Source organism: Polaromonas sp. P1_F9, assembly GCF_056405615.1.
In genome coordinates, this window is record NZ_JBFUBT010000001.1 from 256,523 (window position 1) to 281,223 (window position 24,701).

15 protein-coding genes and 1 pseudogene are annotated in these 24,701 nt (G+C 65.0%); 3 read left to right on the forward strand and 13 right to left on the reverse strand.

All coding sequences use genetic code 11. The features are described from left to right. The first annotated feature begins 204 nt into the window (after window positions 1-204). Together AC1DYR_RS01200 and AC1DYR_RS01205 are read left to right on the forward strand one after the other, a co-directional pair. Window positions 205-900 carry a response regulator gene (locus tag AC1DYR_RS01200; RefSeq protein WP_477685559.1) on the forward strand — a complete coding sequence of 232 codons (696 nt, stop codon included), beginning with the start codon at window positions 205-207 and terminating at the stop codon, window positions 898-900. Between the two features lie 54 nt (window positions 901-954). Beyond that, the gene (locus AC1DYR_RS01205) at window positions 955-2,883 is read left to right on the forward strand and encodes a sensor histidine kinase (RefSeq protein WP_477703482.1); all 1,929 of its coding nucleotides are present in this window, start codon (window positions 955-957) and stop codon (window positions 2,881-2,883) included. 178 nt (window positions 2,884-3,061) lie between these two features. Here AC1DYR_RS01205 and AC1DYR_RS01210 read toward each other — a convergent pair whose 3' ends face one another. Together AC1DYR_RS01210 and AC1DYR_RS01215 are read right to left on the reverse strand one after the other, a co-directional pair. Continuing rightward, entirely contained in the window at window positions 3,062-10,201 is a 7,140-nt protein-coding gene (locus AC1DYR_RS01210) for a two-partner secretion domain-containing protein (RefSeq protein ID WP_477703483.1), read from the reverse strand. Window positions 10,202-10,678: 477 nt separating this feature from the next. Continuing rightward, window positions 10,679-13,240 carry a two-partner secretion domain-containing protein gene (locus tag AC1DYR_RS01215; protein ID WP_477703484.1) on the reverse strand — a complete coding sequence of 854 codons (2,562 nt, stop codon included), beginning with the start codon at window positions 13,238-13,240 and terminating at the stop codon, window positions 10,679-10,681. A gap of 319 nt (window positions 13,241-13,559) precedes the next feature. On the opposite strand from AC1DYR_RS01215, the gene AC1DYR_RS01220 reads away from it, so the two are divergent. After that, window positions 13,560-14,054, forward strand: coding sequence for a hypothetical protein (locus tag AC1DYR_RS01220; protein WP_477703485.1), 495 nt, complete (start codon window positions 13,560-13,562; stop codon window positions 14,052-14,054). Between the two features lie 26 nt (window positions 14,055-14,080). On the opposite strand, the gene AC1DYR_RS01225 is transcribed toward AC1DYR_RS01220, so the two are convergent. The 11 genes and pseudogenes from AC1DYR_RS01225 to AC1DYR_RS01275 form a co-directional block, all read right to left on the reverse strand. After that, window positions 14,081-15,595 (reverse strand): cobyric acid synthase, encoded by a 1,515-nt coding sequence (locus AC1DYR_RS01225; protein WP_477703486.1) that lies wholly within the window; start codon window positions 15,593-15,595, stop codon window positions 14,081-14,083. After that, window positions 15,592-16,614, reverse strand: coding sequence for an aminotransferase class I/II-fold pyridoxal phosphate-dependent enzyme (locus AC1DYR_RS01230; protein WP_477703487.1), 1,023 nt, complete (start codon window positions 16,612-16,614; stop codon window positions 15,592-15,594). The genes AC1DYR_RS01225 and AC1DYR_RS01230 overlap by 4 nt, the downstream gene beginning before the upstream one ends. Then, window positions 16,611-17,600 (reverse strand): adenosylcobinamide-phosphate synthase CbiB, encoded by a 990-nt coding sequence (gene cbiB / locus AC1DYR_RS01235; RefSeq protein WP_477704109.1) that lies wholly within the window; start codon window positions 17,598-17,600, stop codon window positions 16,611-16,613. The genes AC1DYR_RS01230 and cbiB overlap by 4 nt, the downstream gene beginning before the upstream one ends. Before the next feature lie 49 nt (window positions 17,601-17,649). After that, window positions 17,650-18,342 (reverse strand): 5,6-dimethylbenzimidazole synthase, encoded by a 693-nt coding sequence (gene bluB / locus AC1DYR_RS01240; RefSeq protein ID WP_477703488.1) that lies wholly within the window; start codon window positions 18,340-18,342, stop codon window positions 17,650-17,652. A gap of 187 nt (window positions 18,343-18,529) precedes the next feature. Then, window positions 18,530-19,111: a cob(I)yrinic acid a,c-diamide adenosyltransferase gene (gene cobO / locus AC1DYR_RS01245; RefSeq protein WP_477704110.1), complete on the reverse strand. Its 582-nt coding sequence runs from the start codon at window positions 19,109-19,111 to the stop codon at window positions 18,530-18,532. Window positions 19,112-19,405: 294 nt separating this feature from the next. Next, window positions 19,406-19,828, reverse strand: a pseudogene (locus AC1DYR_RS01250) (ABC transporter ATP-binding protein); the annotation flags it as partial. A 92-nt stretch (window positions 19,829-19,920) separates the two neighbouring features. Then, window positions 19,921-21,000 carry a FecCD family ABC transporter permease gene (locus AC1DYR_RS01255; protein WP_477703489.1) on the reverse strand — a complete coding sequence of 360 codons (1,080 nt, stop codon included), beginning with the start codon at window positions 20,998-21,000 and terminating at the stop codon, window positions 19,921-19,923. Then, window positions 20,997-21,881: an ABC transporter substrate-binding protein gene (locus AC1DYR_RS01260; RefSeq protein WP_477703490.1), complete on the reverse strand. Its 885-nt coding sequence runs from the start codon at window positions 21,879-21,881 to the stop codon at window positions 20,997-20,999. Before AC1DYR_RS01260 ends, AC1DYR_RS01255 begins: the two co-directional genes overlap by 4 nt. Continuing rightward, window positions 21,878-22,468 (reverse strand): bifunctional adenosylcobinamide kinase/adenosylcobinamide-phosphate guanylyltransferase, encoded by a 591-nt coding sequence (locus tag AC1DYR_RS01265; protein WP_477703491.1) that lies wholly within the window; start codon window positions 22,466-22,468, stop codon window positions 21,878-21,880. Before AC1DYR_RS01265 ends, AC1DYR_RS01260 begins: the two co-directional genes overlap by 4 nt. Next, complete coding sequence (locus AC1DYR_RS01270; RefSeq protein WP_477704111.1) at window positions 22,461-23,258, reverse strand: ABC transporter substrate-binding protein; 798 nt, start codon at window positions 23,256-23,258, stop codon at window positions 22,461-22,463. Before AC1DYR_RS01270 ends, AC1DYR_RS01265 begins: the two co-directional genes overlap by 8 nt. 62 nt (window positions 23,259-23,320) lie before the next feature. After that, on the reverse strand, window positions 23,321-24,670 hold the full coding sequence (locus tag AC1DYR_RS01275; RefSeq protein ID WP_477703492.1) for a cobyrinate a,c-diamide synthase: 1,350 nt from the start codon (window positions 24,668-24,670) through the stop codon (window positions 23,321-23,323). Window positions 24,671-24,701: the final 31 nt, after the last annotated feature.

Genomic DNA, 24,701 nt, shown 5'->3' on the forward strand with positions numbered 1-24,701 from the left:
GGCTGCAGACCAACATAAATGGGCGCGAACAGCTATCAAAAATATAGCGAGCCGGTCGGCCGGATGGCATGATGATCGGCACCGACGGGGCAGTAAACAGGCCCTGCCGGTGACCAGACACCCGTTACCGGCTTGCACGTAGAACAAACGATCTACACAAATAGCGAGTCGTGTACCCGAAAACCGTCGCAAAATGTCTGCCTGATGAATGCACCTCCCGCTGAACAAGACCTGCCCGTGATCCATGTCGCCATCGTCGAGGACGACCCGGGCTTTCGCGGAGCGCTGAGTCGCGTGGTGCAAGGCGCTTCTGACATGCGCCTGGTGGGCGCGGCAGGCACCCGTGCCGAAGGCTTGCAGATGCTGAAGCAGCCGCCGGCCGATGTGCTGCTGGTTGATTTAGGCCTGCCCGATGGCTCGGGCATCGACGTGATCCGCGCGGCTTCCCGACAGTGGCCGGCCTGCAGCATCATGGTGAGCACCAATTTTGGCGACGAGACACATGTGATGCAGTCGATCGAATCCGGCGCTGCCGGCTACCTGCTGAAAGACAGCTCACCGCTGAAGATGGCGGCAGAGATTCGCAGCCTGGCCAGCGGCGGCAGCCCGATCAGCCCCATCATCGCCCGGCAGGTGCTGGCGCGCTTTCGCCGCAGCACCGCAGCTGGCGCCGGCACGACGCCCGCCGATATCGACGCGTCATCGCTGCTGTCGGCACGTGAAAAAGAAGTGCTGGACTACATCACCAAAGGCTTCACTGCGGTGGAAATCGCCAGGCTGATGGAGTTGTCGCACTTCACGGTGCGCACTTTTGTGCGGCGCATCTACAGCAAACTCAAGGTTACCTCCAAGGCTGAAGCGATCTACGAAGCCAGGAACCAGGGCATTTTGGCGCAGTAGTTGCCCGCGCGAATGCCCTTTCATCACCACCGCCTCCTGCGTTTTTCGCCCCGCATGTTAGCGCTGCTGGCAGCGGCTGCGGTGCTGACGGGTCTTGTCGCCTGTGACTCTGCGGGCACCCGCGTGGGTGGCTCCCCCAGCGCAGCGGCCCTGCATCTCACCCAGGCTGACTGGCAGGTGCAAACCGATGCGGGCTTCACCTCGCCACCGCTCACCCTCGACGGCCAAATCCTGCCGGACCGCTGGCAACCCGTTACGCTGCCGCACGCCTTGCCCATAGCGTTGCTGGGACAGGCCCGGGCTGCAGCATCCGCCGGCGCGGCCCCCGTCACACGCACCAGCTGGTTTCGACTGACCGTGCCGCAGGCTCCGGCATCGTCCACGCCACTGGCGCTGTATGCGGCCCGCGTGCGCACCGACGGTACCCTCGCGGTGTATGCCGACGGTCACCTGATACACACCGCACAGCAGCAAGGCCCGTTATGGAACAGCCCGCACACGCCCCTGTGGGTGCTGCTGGAGAAATCACCCGATGGCCGGCCGCCGCACGAGATCACGCTGCGCATCGAGCACACGGCCGCGACGCAGGTGGCGCTGTCATCACTGTGGCTGGGCCCGGTGGATGCCATCAGCTGGCGCTACCACGGCCGCCAATGGCTGCAGCAGGAATTGCCGGGCATGTTCAGCTCGGCTTTCCTCGCGGTCGGCATCTTCGCCTTGCTGGTGTGGTTGCGGCGCCGGCATGAGCCGGGCTATCTGCTGTTTTTTGTGCTGGCGGCCATGTCCTTCATGCGGGGCCTGCATTTTTATGTGAGCTTCCCGATTGCCAACGACTGGTTTGCCTGGTTCACCGTCAACTCGCTGTTCTGGCTGGTCACGGTGGTGCACTTTTCAATCGGCCTGCTGCACCGGCGCCAGCAACTGTGGCTGACGCGGGCACTGATCACCGCGTCCGTGCTGATGGCCCTGCTGACCCTGCCCCTGTGGTCGGCCCTGCCCAATACGCCGAGGACCACACCAGTGCTGTATGTGGTGGCCGCACTGATGGGCGTGAGCGTCAGCGCGGCGGGCGTCATCAACGCCTGGGGGCGCTCTCGCAGCGCCATGGTGGTGGCCATCGGGACGGTGCTGGCCACGCTCTTTAGCGCGACCGACTGGCTGGTACAGAACAATTTCATCAGCCCCGAAAGCTGGTATATGGGCCCGCATACCAACGCGATCACCTTCAGCGTCTTCGGTTACGTGATGTACCGCCGTTACATCGGCGCCATTGCGGAAGTCGAGCAGGTCAACGCCAGCCTGGCCGAGCGCCTGCGGGCGCGTGAAGCCGAACTTGATGCCAGCCACCGCAGCCTGCGCGAGATCGCCCAGCAGCAGATGCTGAGCGATGAACGCCAGCGCATGATGCAGGACATGCACGACGGCTTGGGCTCGACGCTGATCAGCGCCATCCGCTCCATCGAAGGCGGCGGCATGAGCGACGAACGCGTGACGCAGACCCTCAAGGACTGCATGGACGACCTGAAGCTCGCCATCGACTCGATGGAGCCGGTGGAGGCCGACCTGTTGCTGCTATTGGCCACACTGCGTTTCCGGCTCGAACCCCGGCTGGAAGGCACCGGCGTCACGCTGCTGTGGGAAGTGCAGGTACTCCCCACGCTGGATTGGCTGAACCCTTCCAGCGCGCTGCACATCCTGCGCATCATCCAGGAAAGCGTGGCCAACATCCTGCGCCACACACGGGCCACCGAAATCCGGGTGAGCACCGCAACCGAAGGCGCGGGTGTGCAGGTCACCATTGAAGACAACGGCCAGGGCTTCGATGTCGACAAAGCCTTTGGCGACGCCGCGGGGAAAGGCCTGCACAACCAGCGGCGCCGCGCGCAAACCATTGACGGCACGGTCAACTGGCAATCGGGGCCGGCGGGCACGCGCTTTACCTTGTGGCTTCCATTGGCCCCCACAGTCACTCACTCCGTGTAGTTCCTTGCCCCCCGAGGGGGCCGCCAGCCTGTGGCCTGGCAAAGCCGGTTCCACGGCTCATGCTGGTTGAAGAGTTCTGTGCGCACAAACGGGGGCCGCGGGACTGGCTTTGCCAGACCGCAGGCGTCGCCCCCTGGGGGGAACAGGCTACACGAAGTGAGGCTGGACGGGGGTGGGCTTATTCCTCGTTCGTGTTTCCGGCTTCGGCAGCGGCGGCTTTCAGGGCGTCACTGGGGTCTGCACCGCCGCCCTGCACGCCGCCACCGTCACCTGAAGCACCAAGGCTCGCGATGTTCCGCAGCGCACTCAGGTAAGCGTCGCTTGCCGGGCTGCCGCCTGGTACTGCCGGCACCGGCACTATCGGCACCGGCGTTACTACAGGGTTGATGGTCAGCACGCCGTCGACATAGGCCAGCGCGTAGTTGCCGGCACTGTAGCCGCCGGGCGTAATGGCGTAGCTGCCCACGGCGCTCGCGCCTTGCGAACTGCCGCCGTAGGTCAGCGCGCCGCCCAGCACGGCGGCCGTTTCGCCGCCCACAAAGCCGTTGAAACTCACGCCGTTTCCGCCGGTATAGGCGGCGCCGCCGACCGTCCTGCTGTCGTTGTTAGCTGTCACGCCCAGATTGGCCTTGTTGATATCGGCCGTCGCCGTGACGGGAGCCGCAGCCAGCTGGTAGTTGCTGGCCAGGCCGCCCGCGCCGTTGGCCAGGCCGTAGGTGGCGATCACGGTCTTGCCGTTGGCGGCATTCGCATCGGAGAAGCTGGCACCCGTGGAATTCAGGGTCAATAGCTCACCATAAGCCAGGCCCGTCAGGGAGCCGACGTTGCCCAGGGTCGCTGTTGCGCTGCCATCGTAGGTTTTATTATTGGCGGCCATGCCCGACACGCTCACCGTGGCTTTGCCCACCGTCAGGGTGCCGTTGGTGTAGGCAATGCCGTAGCCCAGGGCTGAAGCCAGCGTTCCCTGGGTGATGGCGTGCATGCCTGCGGAGGCTGCGGAACCTGTCGGGGCTGCCAGCACACCGGCCAGCGCGGTTGCAGCCGTGTCGCCGGCCACCAGCCCGGAATTCAGCGTGTACGTCAGGCCCGGGTCGGCCGCGCCATAGACCTTGGCCTGGTTGTCGCCCGTGATGGTGAGCATCGGCGTCACGCTGTACACCATGCGGTTGCCGCTGAGCGAAGTCATGGAGGCATCGGTGGGCCCATTGGCGGCATAAGTGCGGCTGAAGGCGTTGCCGGTCGAGGCCAAGCCGCCCATGGTGTTGGCCGTCGGGTCGGTCGAATACACCAGGAAGCGGCCCGCGCCCGGGTTCAGCGGTGTGGCGCCGGCGTTGTTGATGAAGTTGCGCCCGGCGGCCAGCACCAGCGAATCGTTCGCCGCGCTGCCCGAGGTCACCGCGTTGTTCAGCGTGATGTCACCTGCAGCGCCCGTGGCGCGCACCAGCACCTTGCCGCTGGCCGTCAGCCCTGCCGTGTTGACGGTGCCGATGGCCAGCGCACCGGCCTGCGAATAGTCGACGTTGCCGGTATTGCCTGCCAGCGTGGTCACCGCGTTGCCTGCGTTGTTCAGCGTATGGCTGCCAGTGCCCAGCAGTTCCAGGCCCGTGGCAGTGATGGCCGCGCTTTGTGTGCTGGTACCGGCGGTGTTCAGCGTGAGTTCGCTGGCCGTCAGAGCGCCGTTGATGGCGATGTTGCCGCCGGTCGTGATCAGCTTGAGCTTGTCCTGGCTGTTGCCGAAAGCGCCGCCCACCGTGATGCCGGCATTCGAAGCCAGGCTGACCGTTTGGGCGGAACCCGCGTTGGTGCTCACGCTGAAGTTGCTGGTGTCGATGGCATTGGCGGCGGTGATGCTGATGTCACCGGCTGCGCCCGTGGTGCCCAGCGTCTGTGCGCCGCTCACATTGGTACCCAGCGCGATGCCGTTTTGTGAGGAAGCCGTCAACGACGTCCCGCTGATGTTGTTCGCCGCGCCGTTGGCGTCGGTGATAGCGCCCGCCGCGGCGCTGAGGCTGACCGAGCTGCTCGACACCGTCTTGACCGCCAGGCTGCCGGTCGTGGCCGTGACATTCACGCTGCCCGCCGCGAAGATGTTTTCCAGCGTACCGCCATTGGCCAGGCTCAGGTTGACTTGCGAGGCGCCGCCTGCTGCCACCGCAGTGACGGACGCAGCGGAAATACCCACCGCGCCGGCGGGGTTGGTGCCTACGCTGCCTGCGCCGCCGTCGAGGTAGATCGATCCGCCCGCCGAATTGCTGATGTGCGGGGCCGCGCCACTGGCGACAATGCCCTGCGAGCCCTTGATGCGCACCGCCGCTGTGCCGGCGGCAGTACCCGTGGCCGTGCCGCTGCTGGTGATGCCGCTTGACGCCAGCGTGACCATGCCGATGTTGTCGACGTCAATGCGGCCCGTACCGGTATTGGTGAGGGACGTGAGTGTGGTGTTGATGCCGTTGCGCAGCACGATATCGCCCGCGCCGCTATTGGTCGCCGTAAAAGCGCCGATCTGGTTGGCAGCCTGGTTGAGATTGACGCCACCCACACCGCTGCCGCTGAAGCTGCTGGCAACAATGGCCTGGGTCTGCGCGATGGCGCCGTTCAAGTTGGTGAGCGTGGTGGCGTTGCTGCCCGAGTTGATGCCAGCGTACCCGTCAACCGTGCCCACCGTGAGCGGTGCGGCCTTGCTGCTGGTAACGGCGAATGCGCCGGTGCTAGAGCGCCCGCTGATTTCGTCGATCTGGTTGCCGGCGTTGGTCAGGGTGACGGAGGAGCCCACCGCGTTGAGCTTGCCAACACTGATTGCTCCCGTCTGGCTGATGGTGCTGGCATTGAGCAAACTGATGACTGGCAAGGGTCCTGGTGCGGCAGTGATGGCGCCGGCAATCTCAATACCGCCTGTGCTCGTCAGGGTGCCGATCTGCAACACACCGGCCGTGATGTTGCTCAACTCAAAGGCACTCAAATTCAGTGTTGCGGCTTCAATACCCCCCACCGATGACGCGAGTGTGATCTGTCGGTTGGTGCTCGTGGGCGCAATCACCACACGGCCGGCCCCTGCATTGACCGTATTGTCAATGTTGACCCGGTCGGCAAGAATCTGGATCTCGCCGCCACCGCTGGTGACCGTACCCTGAAGGTTGACCCCATAGCTAGACGCAGGCGCAGGCGCAGGTACGCCAGAACCCCGCAAGACAATGTTCGCGCCATTGGAATTAATGGTGCCGCCGTTCATTAGCAAAGCGGTGGCGTTGGCGGCGCTAGGGGCATTTACGACGCCGGTAATGTCCATTGCGCCGGTGGAACTGATGGTCCCGCTCCCTATGGACGTCCCGATGATTGCGGTAGCAGTCGTTGAAGAACTGACGCTGCCCAGAATGGTCAAACCACCCGTGCCGGCGAGCAGTTGCGCTGCGCCATCGATCACCACACCGGTACCCGCGGAACCACCCACCGTAGCCGAGCCCGTGAGCGTGATTTTTTTGCTGGCGCCAGACTGCACCTTGCCGCTGACATGCAGGCCCGTGCCAGCAAGGATGGAAGCGTTGTTCAGCGTGCCGATGAGTGCAACGTCTCCCCCCGTGCTGGAGACTTCCGCCCCATTGACTAACTGCAAGCCCTCACTGTTGTTAAGCGCACTGCTGCCAACCTGGCCCGTGATGCTGATGTTGCCGGCCCCGGTGACTTTTGTACCTGAATCCAGGCGCACGCCACGTGACACTTGCGGTAAACCGGAAGGTACTCCGGCGTCGCCCGTAACAGTGATGGTGCCGCTGCCTGCGGTGATGTTGGAATTGGTGACGACCACGCCGCCCGCCGAGCCGCCGGTGGCGCTGGCGCCGCCGCTCGTCAGGTTGCCGTTGATGGTGATGTTGCCTGTGCCGGTGGTAGTAACGTTCGATTGGGTAGCGCCGTTGTTCACGATCTCCACCGAATGCGTCGCGCTGGCGCCTGCCGCGCTGAGCACAACGTTGCCGCCGGCCGCACTGACCTTGCTGCCCAGCACCTGGATGCTGCCGTTGGCCGCTGCCAGGCTGACGTTGCCGCCCACGACGCTGTTCTGTATGCCATCGCCCTGCCCCAGGTCTGTTACCACCAGCGTGCCCGTGCCGGTGTGCGACAGTGCAATATGGCCGCCGACTGAATTGATGGCGCTCAGGCGCGCCGCATCAATAGCCGCTGCACCGCCGATGCCATTGCCTATGCCGCCTGCCGCCGTCAGCTTCAAGTCGCCCGTGCGCAGCGTGGCGCCGGTTTGCACGTTGATGGCGCCGCCCGACGTGACGTTCAAGCTGGTCAGCGCCGTGGTGGCGCCTACCGACGCATTGAAATTGGTGGGCCCGGCGCTCGTGGTGCTCAGCGCGTTCGCGCCGTCGACCGTGTTGGCAAATGTGATGCCACCGGCGGTGCTGACCAGGTTGACGGTTCCGCCAACCGTCACCGCGCTGTTGAAGGTCTGCGCGCCGCCCGTCTGCAGCGTACCGCCGAACAGGTTGATGCCGTCGGTCGCCGTCAGCGCGAGGCCGCCGCTGAAGGTCTGTGTGCCCAGGTTGATGATCCCGCTGTCCTTGATCAGCGTCAGGGTGCCGGAGTAGCTGGGCGTGGTGGGAAAGGCAAAGCCGGTGCCATAACGGAAGGCCATGTCTCTGATGCTGCCGGTGCCGTTCACCGTCACGCCGCCGCCGAAGGTGTTGGCCGAAGTGCCCAGCAACACGTCCTTGCTGGTGCCATTGAGCGTGAACGTGGAAGCCCCCGCCACATTCAATGCACCGGCTTGCGAAATTGAGCCGTCGCTGGAAGTCGCCGTCAGGCTGCCCTGCACGGTGGATGGGCCCAGCACCAGGTCGTTCACATTCCGGATGGTCACTGCATTGACGCCGGTATTGTTGAGCCCGACCGCGCCCGTGAAATTGTTGCCCGCGTTGCTCAGGTTTATCGCGCTGGCGCCGCCGTTGACGGTTACCGCACCCGCGCCGGCGGCCTGGGTGATAGCGCCTGTCTGCGTGATGTTGTTGCCCGTCAGGCTCAGCGTGCCGCTGCCGACAGACACAGTGCCCAGGGTCAGCGCACCGCCCGCGTTGTTGATCGCAACGTTGTTTGCACCAGAATTGGTAACGCTGACCGCACCGGTGAAATTGTTGGCGCCCGTCAGGCTTACCTGGCCCACGCCTGCGTTCACGGTCGTCGTGCCGTTCACGTTCAGCATGCCGGCGGTCTGCTGAACGCCGGTATTGTTTGCAATGAGCGTCAGGTTGCCCGTCGCAGCGAGGTCCCTGTTGATGTTCAGGCCGTTCGTCGCGGTCAGGGTGAGGTCTTTGGCGCCCAGGTCGCCGCCCAGGGAGATAGAGCCGCCCGACAGGGTCAGGTTGCCTGCGCCGGTGTTCAGGGCGCCCAGCGTCGTTAGCGTGCCGCCACTGGCCGCCAGGCTGACGTTCTGGTTGGCGCCCATCAGGTTCAGGGTATTGAGGTTGAGGCTGCCAGTCGCGCTGACGTTCACGTCACGCGCGGCAGTGATGGAAGCGTTGCCGATGGCTGAGGCACTTAAAAAGTCGACCTGGCCACCTCCGCCTGTCCCCAGGGCGGTCAGGTTCAGCGTGCCTATGGCATTGGAGAAGCTGTTGATGCGTATTCGGCCATTGCCCGTGTTGCCCGCGGAAGCGGTGAAGCTGCCGCCGGGAGCACTCATGATGGCATTGACGGCGCCGGCATTTCCCCGAATGTCGGTACCCGCGTACAGGTCAAAGGAGCTGGCCTGCCAGTCCACGCCGCTATTCATGACCACTTCACCCGTGGTGGCTTTCAGCTTCAAACTGCCGGCAAAGATTTGCCCCAGGCCGTCTGTGCCGCCGATGCTGCCGTCGGCCGTCATGTCCAGCGTCCCGCCGCCTATGCCGAGGTTAAGGGTTCCCGTGCCGGTAATGTTGCGTGTGGCTTGCGCGGTCAGCCCCCCCGCGGCGCCGCCGGAATATGCCACGTTGGCGTTGAAGTTGATGTCGCGGTGCGCCGTCAAGGTCAAGGTGCTGGGGCTTGCCCAACTGACTGCGCTGTTGACGTTGATGTCGCCATTGCCAGCCGTTGAGCCGTCAGTCGCAATGTTCACATTGCCCAGGTTCAGTGCGGCGGACAAGGTGCCCGCGCCCATACCAGAGAGGGTCTGCGCCGCGTTGCCTGCCGCGATGGTGAAGTCCACCGGGTCGATCAACCAGGTGCCGCTTTGGCCATCTGTTGCCTGGGTCGTGACCCGCGTGCCGGCTGCAACGATCACATTGGCGGCACTGGTTTCGATGAACCCGCCATTGCCGCCATCGGGGGCGCTGGCATCGAGCGTGCCGCCCACATTGACAGTGCCGGTCTCCATGTCACCCATCAGCAGGATGCGCCCGGCCTTGTTGGCGATGGTCTTCGCTTCAATGATGCCGGTGTTGTTGACGGTAGCGGTTGTGAGGCTATCTGCGGCTTTCGCAGACAGCAGCACCTGGCCGCCCTGGGCCTGGATCAGCAGCTTGTTCTCGGCCAGGGCGTTGATGGCGCCCCGGTCGATGCTGTAGCCCAGCAAGGAGCCGTTGTCTAAATTCAGGGTGACCTTGTTCCCGGCAGCCAGCAAAGCGGTGCCTAGCGAGGCGGTCATCACGCCCTCATTGCGTACCTCGGGCGCCAGCAGTGCCAGATAGCCGCCCTGCCCTGCGTTCAGCGTGCCCTGATTCACCACCGAGCCACCGGAACCCGTGAACACGTTGTTGCCGGCCATGAAGTCGGCGTTGCTCATGGAAAGTGTGGAAGCCACCAGGCCGCCGACGTTCACCTGGCTGCCCGCGCCAAACAGCACGCCGTTCGGGTTCAGGATAAACACCTGGCCATTAGCCGTCAGGCTGCCCAGTAACTCGCTCGGGCTGCTGCCGGTGATGCGGTTCAGCGCGATGGCCTGTGCATTGGGCTGGTTGAATCGCAGCGCTTCGTTGGCTGCCGTGGAAAGCGATGTCCAGTGGATGGCCAGACGCTGGCTGGTCTGGTTGATGGTGGTGGTGGCGCCGCTGGTGCTGACGCTGCCGCTGCCCACCACCACGGTGGAATTCAGCGCATCGGCAGCATGCACCTGCAAGTTAAAGACAGACATCGCCAGCAGCATGACCACAGCGGCGCGGCACCGTGCATGCAGGACAAAAACGAGGCCCCCACGGGAACCGGCGGAAGCAACTTCAACACCGCTGCGGCTGGAGCCGCCCCTGCTGCGGCCTTTGGCGGTTTCAGCCACCGCCACCCACAGGCCCAGCGCTGCATTCCAGACCAGGCGATAGATGCGATTGATGCTGGCGTGACTTTTCATGAGAGTCTTTTCGGAAGGTCAGGAAACCCGGCTACTGCCTGGACGAGCGGGGTAACTAGGGCCCCGTGAAGGTAACCATAAGTATCCATGAATTGACTGCTGGAAGGCATGGGAGAAACGACTGCCTGTGGCGTTTCAACACCGACGTATCCGTGCGGCAACACGGCCCCGCCGGTGAAGTTTCTTGCTATGTTTTTAATAGCTGCTTGCGCAAGTTCACATTGCGCTGGAGGCACTTTTGGCATTAAAAACAGGCAGGAATTGTCTGAAAAGCAGTTTTCCGGCCCTGCCTGATGTGCAGATGCCCGAAGGGGGCATTTTTGGGCCGATTTCTTGGCACGAAATCATGCTTTTAGTCAATAAATACGGGCACAAGAAGCTATAAAAACCATAGCACCAAGTCCCGGCACCTTTCTTGGTGGTATCACATGACGAGAAGCCAGGAAGCGCTTCCTGTCCTCCCCACCAGCTTGACGCTTACTCGTCTTCACCCGTGTTGCCGGCTTCGGCGGCGGCCGTCCTCAGGGCATCGATCTGGGCATCGGGGCTGAGGCCGATGCGGGGGTTCGCGGAGCGGTTCACGCCGGCCAGGTAGATCATCGCGCTGCGGTAGGCCTCGTCGATCAGGAAGTTGCCGCCCGAACCGGCTGACCTGATCGTCAGCATGCCGCCCGTGATGTCGTAGCCTTCCTGGCCCGACCAGGCGAAGTAGCTGCCGGGGTTGGTGCCGCTGGCGGCCGTGACGCCCGGCGCACCGGCGCCCGACTGCTGCGCGCCGTTGTAGGCCACGGTGGTGTCGGGCAGCGCGAGCGGCTGCAAAAAGCTGCGCAACAGCGGGCTCGTCTGGCCTTCATAAATGCGCCACGTGGCCGTGGAGCCGCCTTGCGTGGTGATGTCCCAGCCGGTGAAGGTGGCCGCCTGCATCATCTGTGCGGTGGTCTTGCCGGCACCGCCCGCGCTGGTGGCCTGGCCGGACGTGTTGACGTCCCAATAGCTGTTGTTTGTCGCGGCCGTTCCGACCTGTTCGGCCACCAGCCCGCCTGCCATGCCGGTGGCAGTGACGCGGCCGGTGCTGTAGGCGCGCGTGATGATGCCGTCCAGCGAGCTGCCGACCAGACCGCCCACCTTGTCGGCGCCGCTCACGGCGCCGCTGGCGTACGCGTCGGTGATGCCGCCCTGGCTGAGTTCGCCCGCCAGGCCGCCAACCTCGTCAATGCCCTGCACCGTTGCCGTGCTGTAGACATTGCTGAAGGTGGTGCAGCAGCCCTGCCCCGCGATGGCGCCCACAAAGTCGGCGCCGGTGATGCTGCCGCCCACCACCCCGAGGTTCTGGATGCTGGTGCTCTGCGTAAGGCCGAACAGGCCCACGAAGTTGTCGCCCGGGCGGTTGATGAAGAGGTTGCGTATCTTGTGGTTGAGGCCGTCGAAACGTCCCTCAAAAATACCCGGCGCGCCGACGCCGCCCAGGGTATCGAAACCCGCCCCGGCGTTCCAGTTCACCGTGTCGCTCGCGTCGATGTCGGCGCCCAGCACATAGTTGCCGGTGGGGTTGCCGTTGATGCCCTGCAGGTCGGTGCCGGTGGTGCTGCCTGCCACGCCCAGGCTGGTGATGACTTTGTACGGGTCCGTGACGCCGTCGCTGCCCAGCCGGGTGCTGAAGTTGTCGCCGGCCTGCAGGTTGACCGGGGCCCTGACGTTGTAGGTCGCGGTGTTCCCCGCATTGATGGCGCCCAGCCCGTATTCCAGTGCCAACTTGCCGTTGGCGTGCTGTGAGGTGATGGACGCGTTGATGTTGATATCGCGCCAGGCGCTCAAGGTCAGCGTGGTGCCCGCGTTCCAGGTGAAGGCAGCGTTGACGTGGATGTCGCCGTTATCCGTACCGCCGGCATTGTTGGTCGCCAGCGCCACATTGCCCAGGTTGAGGCTGGCGGCCAGCGTGCCCGTGCCTATGCCGCTGCCGGTCAGCGCGCCGCTGCCCGCGGCGACGGTGAAGTCGGTCGGGTCTATCAGCCAGGTGCCGTGGTTGGCCCCACCGCCTGCAGCTGCCAGTGTGGTGATGACGGCACCGTCAGCCACCTTGACGTGTGCCGCGGACGTTTCGACAAAGCCGCCGTCACCGCCCGTGGGTGCCGATGCATCCAGCGTGCCGCTCACATTGACCGTGCCGGTTGCCATATCGCCCATCAGCAGGATACGGCCAGCCTTGTTCTGGATCGTCTTCGCCTCAATGACACCGGTGTTGTTCACCGTGGCGGTGGTTAAGCTGTCCATGGCTTTCGCGGAAAGCAGTACCTGCCCTCCATTGGCCTGGATCAAATGCCTGTTCTCCGCCAGCGCCCTGATCGCACCCTGGTCGATGCTGTAACCCAGCAGGCTGCCGTTGTCGATGTTCAGGGTGACCTTGTTGCCGGCGGCCAGCAGCCCCGTGCCCAGGCTGGCGGTCATCACGCCTTCATTGCGGACTTCAGGCGCCAGCAAGGCGAGGTAGCCACCCTGCCCCGCGTTCAGCGTGCCCCGATTGACGACCGGGCCGCCCGAACCCGTGAACACATGGTTGCCGGACATGAAGTCGGCATTGCTCATGCCCAAGCTTGAAGCCACCAGGCCGCCCACGTTGACCTGGCTGCCCGCGCCAAACAGCACGCCGTTCGGGTTCAGGATAAACACCTGGCCGTTGGCCGTGAGGCTGCCAAGCAGTTCGCTCGGGCTGCTGCCGGTGACGCGGTTCAGCGCAATCGCCTGAGCATTTGGCTGGTTGAACACCAGGGCCTCGTTGGCCGCGGTGGAAAGATGGGTCCAGTCAATCGCCACGCGCTGGCTGACTTGGTTGATGGTGGTGGTGTTGCCCACCGTGGCCAGGCTGGCGGCGCCCGCGGACACGCTGGCGTTGGCGGCGTCTGCGGCCTGGGCCTGCTGGGCACCTCCGGCAAGCAAAAGCAATGCGGCGCTGCAGGCAGCGTTGAGTGCGAACCCGCCCGTTGCACTGGCGCCGCGTCGGGCCAGGCGGTAAATGCGTTTGATGCCGGCATGGCTTTTCATGTGTAGCCTTTCGGGACAGGACGGGCGGCGAAGCCCCCAAAGATCTCTCTTTTCCTGCCGGCGATGGCCTGCCATTTGGGGCCACAGGCCCATGCGCCGCGCATGACAAATGCCATATTACGACGCTCCGGACCGGCGCGATAGCCTGGGTTTCACGCATGGCGCAACCCTGGGAAGCCCTACTTGCTACAGTTTTGATAGCTTCTCGCGCCCGTCTCCATTGGGCTCAGGGCTTGTTTGTCTTAAGAAATAACACCTGGCGACAAAGGGATGGCTCTGCGCAGGGGAAGCCACGTTGCGGCCTCTTCATAATCACCCCATGAAGTTTTCACACAGCTATCCCCATTCCAGAGCCAGGACCCACCGCTTGCGCAAATTCGCCGGTTTGGCCCTTGCCACCTTGTTCTGCGGCCTCGCCGCTGCGCAGACAGTCAAACCCACACCATCCGCCCCTGTGACAGCACCCGCGCCCCACCCCCTCGTGGGCACCTGGAGCTGGACGCTGGCGGGAAAGGCCTGCACCGAAACCTGGCAATACGGTGCCAAGGGCACCCGGCTTAACACCAGCGGCGAAGAAGTCACACGGGGCGACTACGAAATATCCGCAGCGCCCAATGCGCAGGGTTTTTACCGGCTCACCGACACCGTGACCGACAGCAATGGCAAGCGGGACTGCTCAGGCGACCTGCATGAAGCGTCGGACCCGACGGTCGTGCGCTTCATCCAGTTCAGCCCCAAACAGGACCAGCTCATTGTGTGCAAGGCCGAGTCGCTGCAGGCGTGCTTCGGGCCTTTGAAGCGGATGCCGGGCTAGCGTGTTGCGAGCGCCCTTGCGAGCGCTCAGCGGCCGCTGATCAGCGACTGCAAAACACCGGGCGTGAAATGCTCGCCGATGTAGTCGGCCAGGCCGTCAAACACCGAGTCGAGCGTAGGCACCGTGGCGCCAAACAGCGCCTGCAGCACCGCCGGGTCTTCAAACATGCCGTGCAAATACAAGCCCAGCACATTGCCGCGAATGTTCTGCCAGGCCAGGCCTTCTGCCATCACCGCGCTGGCCTTGTCGCCCGCTGCGGCCAGCGCCGGGTGCTCCGCGGTCTGGCCGTGGTGGATTTCATAACCCTGCAGGGCCACGCCTGACAGGGCTGCCCAGGCGCCATCTACCTCACCAAAGCGGGCCTGCCGCTGCCGCACCGTTTTATCTTCTTCAAACACGGTGACCACCGGCAGCAGTCCCAGCCCCGGCGCGTTGCCGTCTATGCCATGCGGGTCAATCAGCGCTTCGCCCAGCATCTGCAGGCCGCCGCAAATGCCCAGCACCGCGCCGCCCTGCCCTGCGTGGGCGGCAATGGCCAGGTCCAACCCCTGCGCGCGCAGCCAGGCCAGGTCGCCGCTGGTGTGCTTGGAGCCCGGCAGGACGACCCAGTCGGCACCGGCCAGGTCTGCCGGGCTGCGTACCCACTTCAAACGCACCCCGGGCACGTTTTTCAGGGGCTGGAATTCGTCGAGATTGCTGATGCGCGGGTAGGCCACGACGGCTATTACCAGCGGTCCCGAACGCCGCGAAGGGCCGCCCCGAGCAAGTTCAGCCCCCCCGGGGGGCAGCGAGGACACGCCAGTGCCGAGCGTGGGGGCCATATCAAACACGCCGTCTTCTTCGGGCAAACCGTGCTGCCACCACATGGGCAGTGTGGCCACCGTGGGGATGCCGGTCATGTCCTGCAGCATTTGCGGGCCGGGCGCCAGCAGTTTGGCGTCGCCCCTGAATTTGTTGAGCACAAAGCCCTTGATGAGTTTGCGCTCGGCTTCGTCCAGCATGGCCCAGGTGCCATACAGGTGGGCAAAGGCGCCGCCGCGGTCAATGTCGGTCACCAGCAGGCAGGCCGCGTTGGCATGCTGTGCCGACCGCATGTTGACGATGTCGCTGGACTTGAGGTTGATTTCGGCCGGCGAGCCAGCACCCTCCATCACCACCACGTCGTTTTCGGCGATCAACTCATCGAGCGCCTGCGACACCACCGGCCAGACCGAGGCGCTGCGGCCGCGCCATTCCATGCGGGAGAGTTCGGCATTCACCTGGCCCATCAACACGACCTGGCTTTGTGTGTCTTTTTCGGGCTTGAGCAGCAAGGGATTCATGCGCACGTCAGGCACCGCGTTGGCGGCGAGTGACTGGAAGTATTGAGCTGAGCCGATCTCACCCTGCGCTACGACCCTTGCGTTGTTGCTCATGTTCTGCGCCTTGAAGGGCGCGACTTTCAAACCCTGGCGCGCGTAGTAACGGCACAGCGCTGTCGTCAGCCAGCTTTTACCGGCGCCGCTGGTAGTGCCCAGCACCATGACACTTTTTGCACTCATGAACTTGTCCTGGAGAGTTGTTGCCACGCGTTGTGCAGGGCATCCTGCGCGGCTGGCGGCTGCACGCCCAGGCGCATATGGCCGGGCAAACCGAATGATGTCGTGTCGCGCAGCTTGATGCTTTGGGCGCGCAGTGCTGACAGCGCCTGCTGCAAGCTCAAGCCTTCGGGCAAGGCCGGTTGGGCGCAGAAGAAATTAGCGTCGCTGGGCAGGCAGTGCCAGCTCAATGATTCGCACAAACTGATCTGCCGGGCTTTCCATTCGCGCAAAGTATTGAGGCTGCCGGCGAGCCAGGCTTGTGCCTCGTCGCTCACCCAGGCCTGCAGCATGGCCTCGCCATGCGCGCCCACCGGCCATGAGGGGCAGAGTCGCTCCAGCGCTGCAGCGTTGTCCATTTGCTCCATCGGTGCAATCGCATAGGCTGCACGCACGCCGGTCAGGCCCAGCGCCTTGTTCGGCGTCCAGAGCTGCCAGGTGTTTTGCAGCTGCTGCGGCGTGAGCGTAGGCGCAGCGCTCAGCCGCAGGGGTTCGTAAGCACGGTCCAGCACGACAAGGGCCGACACTTCCTGAGCTTCAACCAGCTCACCCAGGCCGCGATGTGCAGCACCCAACGGGCTGGAAGGCTCGCAGGCCCAGAGCAACTGCGCATCGTGCTGCTGGCTTGCCACCACCAGGCCATGCGCAACAGCCGCCTGCGCATAGTCGCCATAACTGTGCGGCGGCAGCCACACCGCGCGTGCGCCCTGCTGCGCGGCCAGGGTGGTCATGCGAAAGATGAATTCGCTGGCGCTGGCCGCCAGCAATACACGCGCCTCATCGACACGGTGAAAGGCCGCCAGTTGCCTGCGCAACTGCGTGTAGCCGACGTCGGGGTAACGGGTGGCGTCAGCCTGGCTGACGGCAGCCAGCGCTGCGGGGCAAGGCCCGCAGGCATTGCTGTTGGTGGAAAAGTCGTGCAGCGGCACGCCTAGCGCGTCGGGCCCGCCGTGAATGCGCTTGAGGACGGGGCGGGTGTTCATGCCGATGCCACCAGCGCCATCAACAGCATCGCCAGGGCGGCGACCAAGGTCTGGGAGAACACCGCCCGGGAGGCCAGGCTTTGGGCCAGGGCCGTGTCTGATGCTTCAGGTGGCCGCCCTTGAGGGTTGAGGGTGTAAACGCCCGGCTTGCCGAGCGAGATACCCAGCGCCAACGCCATGGCCGCCATGGGCCAGCCGCTGTTGGGCGACGGGGTCTTGCAGGCTTCTTCGCGCAATGCCTTGAGCTTCAGCCCTCTTGCCGCCAACGCCAGCAACAGTGCCGTCAGGCGCGCCGGCAGCCAGGAGAGAACGTCGTCCGCGCGTGCCGCCCACTTGCCGGCCCATTCCCAATTTTTGCCACGGTAGGTGCCGCGGTAACCCCACATGGCGTCTGCCGTATTGGCAAAGCGGTACATGGCCGCTCCCGGCAAACCCAGCAACGCAAACCAGAAAACCGGGGCTACGATAGAGTCATTGAGGTTTTCGGCCAGCGATTCGATCGCGCTTTCCCGCACCTGGCTTTCAGTGAGCTGGGCGGTGTCGCGGCTGACCAGCCAGGAGAGGCGCTCCCGCCCTGCTTCCAGCGACTGGCCCAACGCCAGTTCAACCGCGCCGACTTCTTCGCGCAGCATGCGCCATGACAGCATGCATTTGAGCAACCAGGCCATCGGCACGGCCAGCAGCGCAGTGTCGATGGCGGCGCCCCAGGTAGGCACCTTGATGTAGCCGGCGAACTGCCAGAACACCAGTGCCTGCACACCCCAGGCCGCTGCGCCCACCAGTGCCACACCCACCCACCAGGCCAGTGTGCCGAGAAAAAAAGCCGGCACGGGCGGGCAGCGTACCGTGACGCTTCCGCAGGCCCGAAGGTAGTTGCCCATCCAGACCACGGGATGCACACCTGTGGCCGGCTCACCGAAAGATTTGTCTACCCACAAAGCCAGCAACAGCACCACACCGAGCAAGCACGCCGTGTACCCTGCCATGGAAGCAGGAACGGCAAAGGCATGAAAGCTGGCCCAGTGCGTGAACATGTCAGCCGGCTCCCGGCTCGTGCCGGGCAATCGTGCCCCAGCTGTCTTCAAACACCATGTCGGCCAGCGGGGCACGGCGCGCCCACTTTTCAGCCTGCAGCATGGGCTGGTCATAAAAGGCCTGGACCGGGCCCAGGCACAGCACCGCAATCGGTTTGCTGCCTTCGGGCATCTGCAACAACCCGCCCAGCTGCTGCGGGTCAAAAATCGAGACCCAGCCCATGCCAAGGCCCTCGGCACGGGCGGCCAGCCAGAGGTTCTGGATCGCGCAGGCCGCCGAGGCCAGGTCCATTTCGGGCAGGGTACGGCGGCCAAACACATGCTGTTCGCGCCCTTGCGGCAAGGCCACGACCAGCACCTCGGCCGCATCGAGCACGCCCTGCACCTTGAGCTTCATGAACTCGTCTTCTCGCTCGCCCAGGGCCCGGGCCGTGAGCACACGTTCCTGCTCAATCAGCGCATGAATACCTTCGCGCAAGAGCCGGTTGCGCACGCGAATAAAGCGCCAGGGCTGCATGAAGCCCACGCTGGGCGCGTGGTGCGCGGCCGAAAGCAGGCGCTGCATCACATCATCAGCCACCGTGCCGCCGCTGAAGTGGCGCATGTCGCGCCGCTCGAAGATGGCACGGTAGACCGCCTGCTGTTCAGCATCGTTGAAGGCGTGGCCTGTCGAGGGTACTTGCGGAGCGCTCACAGCGCTGCCTCTTTGAACATGTTTTCCGCGAGTTGCGAGCACTCAAGGGGCAAGTCAACAGCAGCGCTGAAGATGTCGGGAAATCGTAGCGAGCGGCCCAAGGTCGCGCCGAGGACCGGAGCCGTACATGCGTACGGTGAGGACCGCAGGTGCGAGATTGGGTCGCGCAGTAGATTTACCGGCATCTTCAGTCTTCGATGCCTCGTTGGGCCGGGACTCCCGCGTTGAACGCGTGCTTGACCTTCGTCATCTCGGTCACCGTATCCGCCAGCTCAATGATCTCGGGCGGGCAACGCCGGCCGGTGATCACCACATGCACGTCTCTTGGCCGGTCGCGCAAGGTCTGGAGCACATCGTCCAGGGGCATCCAGCCGTAAATCAGCGGATAGGTCAGCTCGTCAAGCACGACCATGAAGTTCTCGCCGCTGAGGATCGCGGCTTTGGCCTTCTCCCAGCCGTTGCGCGCGAGTTGGGCCGAATGCTCAAGGTCCTGGCTTTTCCAGCTGAAACCGTCACCCAGGCCTTCAATCGGAATGCCCAGTTGCTCAAACATGCGGTGCTCGCCAAAGCGCGCACTGGGCACCTTCATGAACTGGAAAATCCTGACGGCCTTGCCATGCACATGGTGGCGCCCGTGCGCGCGCAGGGCCAGGCCGAAGGCGGCTGTGCTTTTGCCTTTTCCGTCGCCGGTGTTGACGATGACGAGGCCGCGGCGCTCGCCGGTGGGTTTTTCGTAGGGTGTAGCAGACGGTGGGGTTTCAATTTGCATGGAAGCCTTCTTTGCAGGAGTGTTTACTTTGGGCAGCGCAATCCACTGCCCTTGCAGGGGGTGGACGGCAATGCGTCCGTCAAATACGTCTTCCAGCGCCCGGTGGGTGGCCTGCTCGGCGCAGGGGCCCTGGTGCGTGACGCGGCCTCCCGCCATCACGATCATGGTGTCGGCCTGCAGCGCCATGGTGATCTCATGCAGCACGCTGACCACGGTCTTGCCTTCGGCCACCAGCGCACGCACCACGTCCAGCCAGTCGGCCTGGTGCGGCGGGTCCAGGTTGGCCAGGGGTTCGTCCATCAGCAGCACCTGAGCTTGCACTGCCAGCGCGCGGGCCAGGAGCACACGCTGGCGCTCGCCGCCCGACAGCTGCCCCAGGGCGCGCTCGCGCCAGTCCCAGGCGCGGGTGGCGCGCAGGGCCTGCTCTACCGCAGCACGGTCGGCGGCACTGGGCGGCGCCAGCCAGGCCTGGTGCGGCAGGCGGCCCAGCATGGCCACGTCCCACACCGTCAAATCATCGGCAGAGGTTTCGTTCTGGCCCAGCCAGGCCAGCTGGCGCGCACGTTCACGATGCGGCAGGTTTTGCATCGGCTGGCCCAGCAGCGTGACACTGCCGCTGCGCGGCAGCACGCCGGCCAGCGCCCTGAGCAAGGTGGACTTGCCCGCACCGTTGGGCCCCACGATGCTGGTCCATCGACCCGCATGAATGTTCAGGCTGATGCCGTGCAGCACAGCTTGTTTTTGCAAGCCATTTCCGAGGCTGGCGCTTATGGTGCTTGCGCTTATAGCTATTGAATTCATAGCATTGTTCATGCCGCGCGCCCCCCGCCCAGGTTGCTGCTGCGGTGCATCAACCACAACAGGTAGCCGCCGCCCAGCACCGCGGTGAGCATGCCCACGGGCAATTCCTGCGGGGCAATCAGCCAGCGTGCCAGCGTGTCGGCAGCCATCAACAGCACGCCACCCATCAGGCTGGAGAGCAGCATCAGGTGGGCGTGCGTGGTCTTGACCACCGAGCGCACCAGATGCGGCGCGGCCAGGCCCACAAAGGCAATCAGCCCGGTTTGGGCCACCGCGGTGCCCGTGGCCAGCGCCAGCACCGCCACCAGCGCCGCCCGCATGGGCGCCACCGGCAGGCCCAGGCTGACGGCGGTGGCGTCGCCCAGGCTCAGGCCGTCGAGCACGCGCGCCAGCAGCCACGATGCCAGCACGCATACACCCCACACGCAAGCCATGAGCACGCAGGAGGTCCAGCCGACAAAGGCGGTGGAGCCCAGCATGAAGGCCTGCATCGCCTGCAGTGATTCGGGCGAAAACAGCAGCACCAGATGCGTCATGGCGCCCAGCACCACGCCCACCACCACACCGGCCAGCAGCAGGCGCAAGGTATGCCCTACACCGCGCGACAGCACCAGCGTCAACATCACGGCGAGTACGGCGCCAAGAAACGCCGCGCCGGTCAGGCCCAGACGCACCCACAGGCTGCTGGAGAACACGCTGACAGCCACACCACCATTCATCATGTTGCCGCCCAACATGCCCGCGCCACCACCCAGGGCAGCCAGCGCCAGCGCCACGCCCAGCGAAGCCCCCGATGCGCTGCCCAGCAAATAAGGATCTGCCAGAGGGTTGCGAAACAGGCCCTGCGCCACCGCCCCCGCCAGGCCCAACAGGGCGCCGGCAGCCCAGGCGCCCAGGGTGCGCGGCAGGCGGATTTGCCAGACGATTTGCTGCGCCATTGCGGTTTGCGGCGGGTCCTGCGCGGGGTTGAGCAGCGGCGCTATCAAGTTCTCCAGTCCGGCGCTGCCCACGCAGATGCCCAACACCACCAGGGCCAGCGCGCCCAGCACACCGGCCCACACCAGCCACCACACGCGGGCCTGCATCATGGCTTGGCCCCCGGGGTGGACCTGGGTGCCTTGTCCACCAGGCAGCGGGCCATCAGGCGTGCGCCTTCGGCCATGCGTGGGCCTGGACGCACCAGCACGTTGGCCTCTTCCGTCGGGAAGATGCAGACACGCTGCTCACGCAGCGCGCGAATGCTTTGCCAGCCGGGCCGCGCCTGCAGGCCGTCGGCGCTGCGCTGCCCCACCATGATCAGGTCGGGGTTGGCGCGCACTATGTATTCGGGGTTGAGTTTGGGAAAGGGCCCGAGCTTGGCCGGCACGATGTTTTTGACGCCCAGGCGTGTCAGCGTCTCGCCAATAAAGGACACCTCGCCCGCCGCATACGGTCCCTGGTTGACCTCAAAGTAAACCCGCGTGCCGCGCACATCGGGCGGCAGCGACTGGGCCGCGGCCGAGACGCCTGCGTCAATGGCGCGCCAAAGGCGCGTGGCATCGCGCACCTCCAGCAGTTGGCCCAGCTTGAGCATCACGCGCTGCACGTCGGCATGGCTTCGGGGCTCCAGCGCCACCACCTTGATGCCCAGCGCCTGCAGCCGCTCCCCCGCGCGCGATGAGGTGGCCATCAGCACCACATCGGGCTTGAGCGCGACGATGGCCTCGATGTTCGGGTCCAGTCCGCCACCGACCTGGGGGAGTTTTTGCACACTGGCCGGGAAGTTGGAATAACGGTCTACTCCGACCAGCCGCGGGCACTGGCCCAGCTCGCACACCGTTTCGGTCAGCGATGGCAGCAGGCTGACAATGCGCTGCGGCACCTGGGGCAGCGTGACGATGACGCCGCGGTCGTCGGTGATTTGCAAGGCGCGAACCGGCGCCGAGATGGCCAGGCACAGCAGCGAAAGGAGAAAGCCGACGCGTTTCACGAAAGGGCTTTCACGGTGAGCGGCAAACCGGCAGCCATCAGGGTGACGCGTTCGCAGGCGCCGGCGACTTGCTGGTTGAGAAGGCCCAGGGCGTCAACGAAGGCGCGGGTTTCCCTGCCCAGCGGTATGACACCCAGGCCGATCTCGTTGCCGACCAGCACGAGCGGCCCGGGCGATGATTCGATTGCTCTCAAAATCATAGCGGTATGTGTATGTAGCGCTTGGGCTGGAGGCTGATTTGATTCAAAACCTGGGGCAGGCATGAGCAGGTTCGTCAACCACAAGGTCAGGCAGTCGACCACCACCAGGGTGTTGCCGGCGCTGTGCCGGGTGATAGCCTGGGCGAGTTCCAGCGGCTCTTCCACCGTGGCCATGCCGGGCACGCGTTCGGCCCTGTCTTGCTGGTGGCGCCAGATGCGTTCGCGCATTTCATCGTCCCAGGGGCGGGCCGTGGCGACCAGCACCGCGCGGTGCTGCGGGGACTGCGCAAACCAGTGCTTTGCCAGCATTTCGGCGCGGCGCGACTTGCCGCTTTTCTGGCCGCCCAGGATGAGTTCGCTGCGGGCGATGGCGAGCGGCTTATCCATGGATCCGGCTCCAATCCATGATGATCCGGTGCAGTTGCTCGACGCCGTCGGTCAGAGCCGCCGGGCCGGGCTGCAGGATTTCGGCGGACTTGATCTCAAACAGCTGGCGGTTTTTTACGGCGTTGACCTCTTCCCAGCCCGCGCGCGCCACCACATGCTCGGGGCGGAATTTGCGGCCGCACCAGGAGCCAAAGATGATGTCGGGGTTGCGCCGCACGATCTCGTTGCCGTCGGCAATGATGCGTTCCTTGCCCATCGCCTTGGCCGCCAGTTCGGGAAAGCAATCGTCTCCGCCGGCGATGCCCATCACCTCTGACACCCAGGCGATGGCGCTGATGTGCGGGTCGTACCACTCTTCAAAATACACACGCGGGCGGCGCTTGAGGGCGGTGGCCGCCTGCTCGATCTCCAGCAGGCGCTTTTGCATGCCCTGCATGAGTTCCAGGCCACGCGCCTCCTGGCCCACCATCGCGGCGAGCTGGTACATCATGGAAAAAATCTCGGCCACGCTGCGCTGGTTGAAGATGGTGACCTGTATGCCCTTTTTGACGAGCTGCGAGGCGATGTCGGCCTGCAGGTCGGAAAAGCCGATCACGCAGTCGGGTCGGAGCTCAACGATCTTGTCGATCTTGGCGCTCAGGAAGGCGCTGACCTTGGGCTTTTCTTCACGCGCACGCGGCGGGCGCACGGTATAGCCCGAGATACCCACAATGCGGCGCTCTTCACCCAGCAGGTAGAGCCACTCGGTGGGCTCTTCTGTCAGGCAGACGATACGCTGCGGGCCGTACATAGTGCGCAGGGCCGGGCCTTCCTGAGCGCCGGCCAGTGTGCGCCAGCTGTGCGGGATGCCGGTCATGGCGACTCCTTCAGAAAAAGGCGCGCCGCAGCGGCCGGGCTGGAGGCAAACCAGGCGTGAAAGTAAGTGGCTCTCACCGAGGCCGTGGGGCCTGCCACATACAAGGCCTCGCCCTCCCCGCGCAGCTTGCGCCCTGGCGCTGCGCGGGTGCGCGCGGCCGGCTGTAGCGGCGTGCTGCAGGTGGAGTAATGAAATGCATGGCCGCGCAAGGTGCCGCCTGCGAGCTCGAGCTGCTGCGGGCCCAGGGCGGCCAGGCGTTTTTGCAAAACCACGCTGCCGGGCAACACAGCCCACATCGGGCAGGTGGTGCCGTCCGCTGTGGTGAGTTGCCCGAACAAAGCCATCATGCCGCCACATTCTGCCCACACCGGCTTGCCGGCTTGCACATGCGCGGCAATGGCTGCTTTCATGCCGGTGTTGGCCGCCAGTGCCGCGGCATGCAGCTCCGGGTAGCCGCCGGGCAGCCAGAGGGCGTCACAGCCGGGCAGCACGCTATCAGCCAGTGGCGAAAAATACACCAGCCGCGCGCCCATGGCTGCCAGGCAATCGAGGTTGGCGGCATACAGGAAGCAAAACGCGGCATCGCGCGCGACGCCGATGGTGCAGCCTTGCAGCGCACATACCGGAAAGGGTTCAGCAGCGGTTGCGGGCGCTTCAAAATCAACAGCCCAGGCTTGCAGATCCGCCAGGCTCATCTGGCCCAGCGGCGTGTTGGCCAACGCGTCGGCTGCGGCATCCAGCCGGGGCATGGCGTCGTCCAGCTCGCAGGCCATGACCAGCCCCAGGTGCCGCTCGGGCAGCGTCAGGCTGTCGCTGCGCATCAGGGCGCCCAGCCACTGTGCAGGGTCGCGCAGGCCGGCTTCGAGCATGGCCGAATGGCCTTCGGAGGCCACCCGGTTCGCCAGCACGCCGGCAAACCGCAGGCCTTCACGGTAGTGCTGCAGCCCCCAGGCCAAGGCCCCAAAGGTGCCTGCCATGGCACCGGCGTCAATCACCGCAAGGACCGGCAGGCCAAAGCGCTGCGCCAGGTCGGCCGCGCTGGGTTCGCCGTCGAAGAGGCCCATGACGCCTTCAACAATGACGAGGTCGGCGTCTTGCGCCGCATCGTGCAGGCGCTGCGCGCAATCAGCCTCGCCCGTCATCCACAAGTCGAGCTGGTGCACCGGCGCACCGCTGGCCAGGGCCAGCCAGCAGGGGTCCAGAAAATCCGGCCCGCACTTGAACACCCGCACGCGCCGGCCCTGCCGCGCATGCAGCCGTGCCAGCGCGCTCGCAACGGTGGTCTTGCCCTGGCCGGAGGCCGGGGCAGCGACAAGAATGGCGGGGCAGCGGGTCACTTGGGTCACTTGGGTCACTTGGGTCACTTGGAAAACTTTC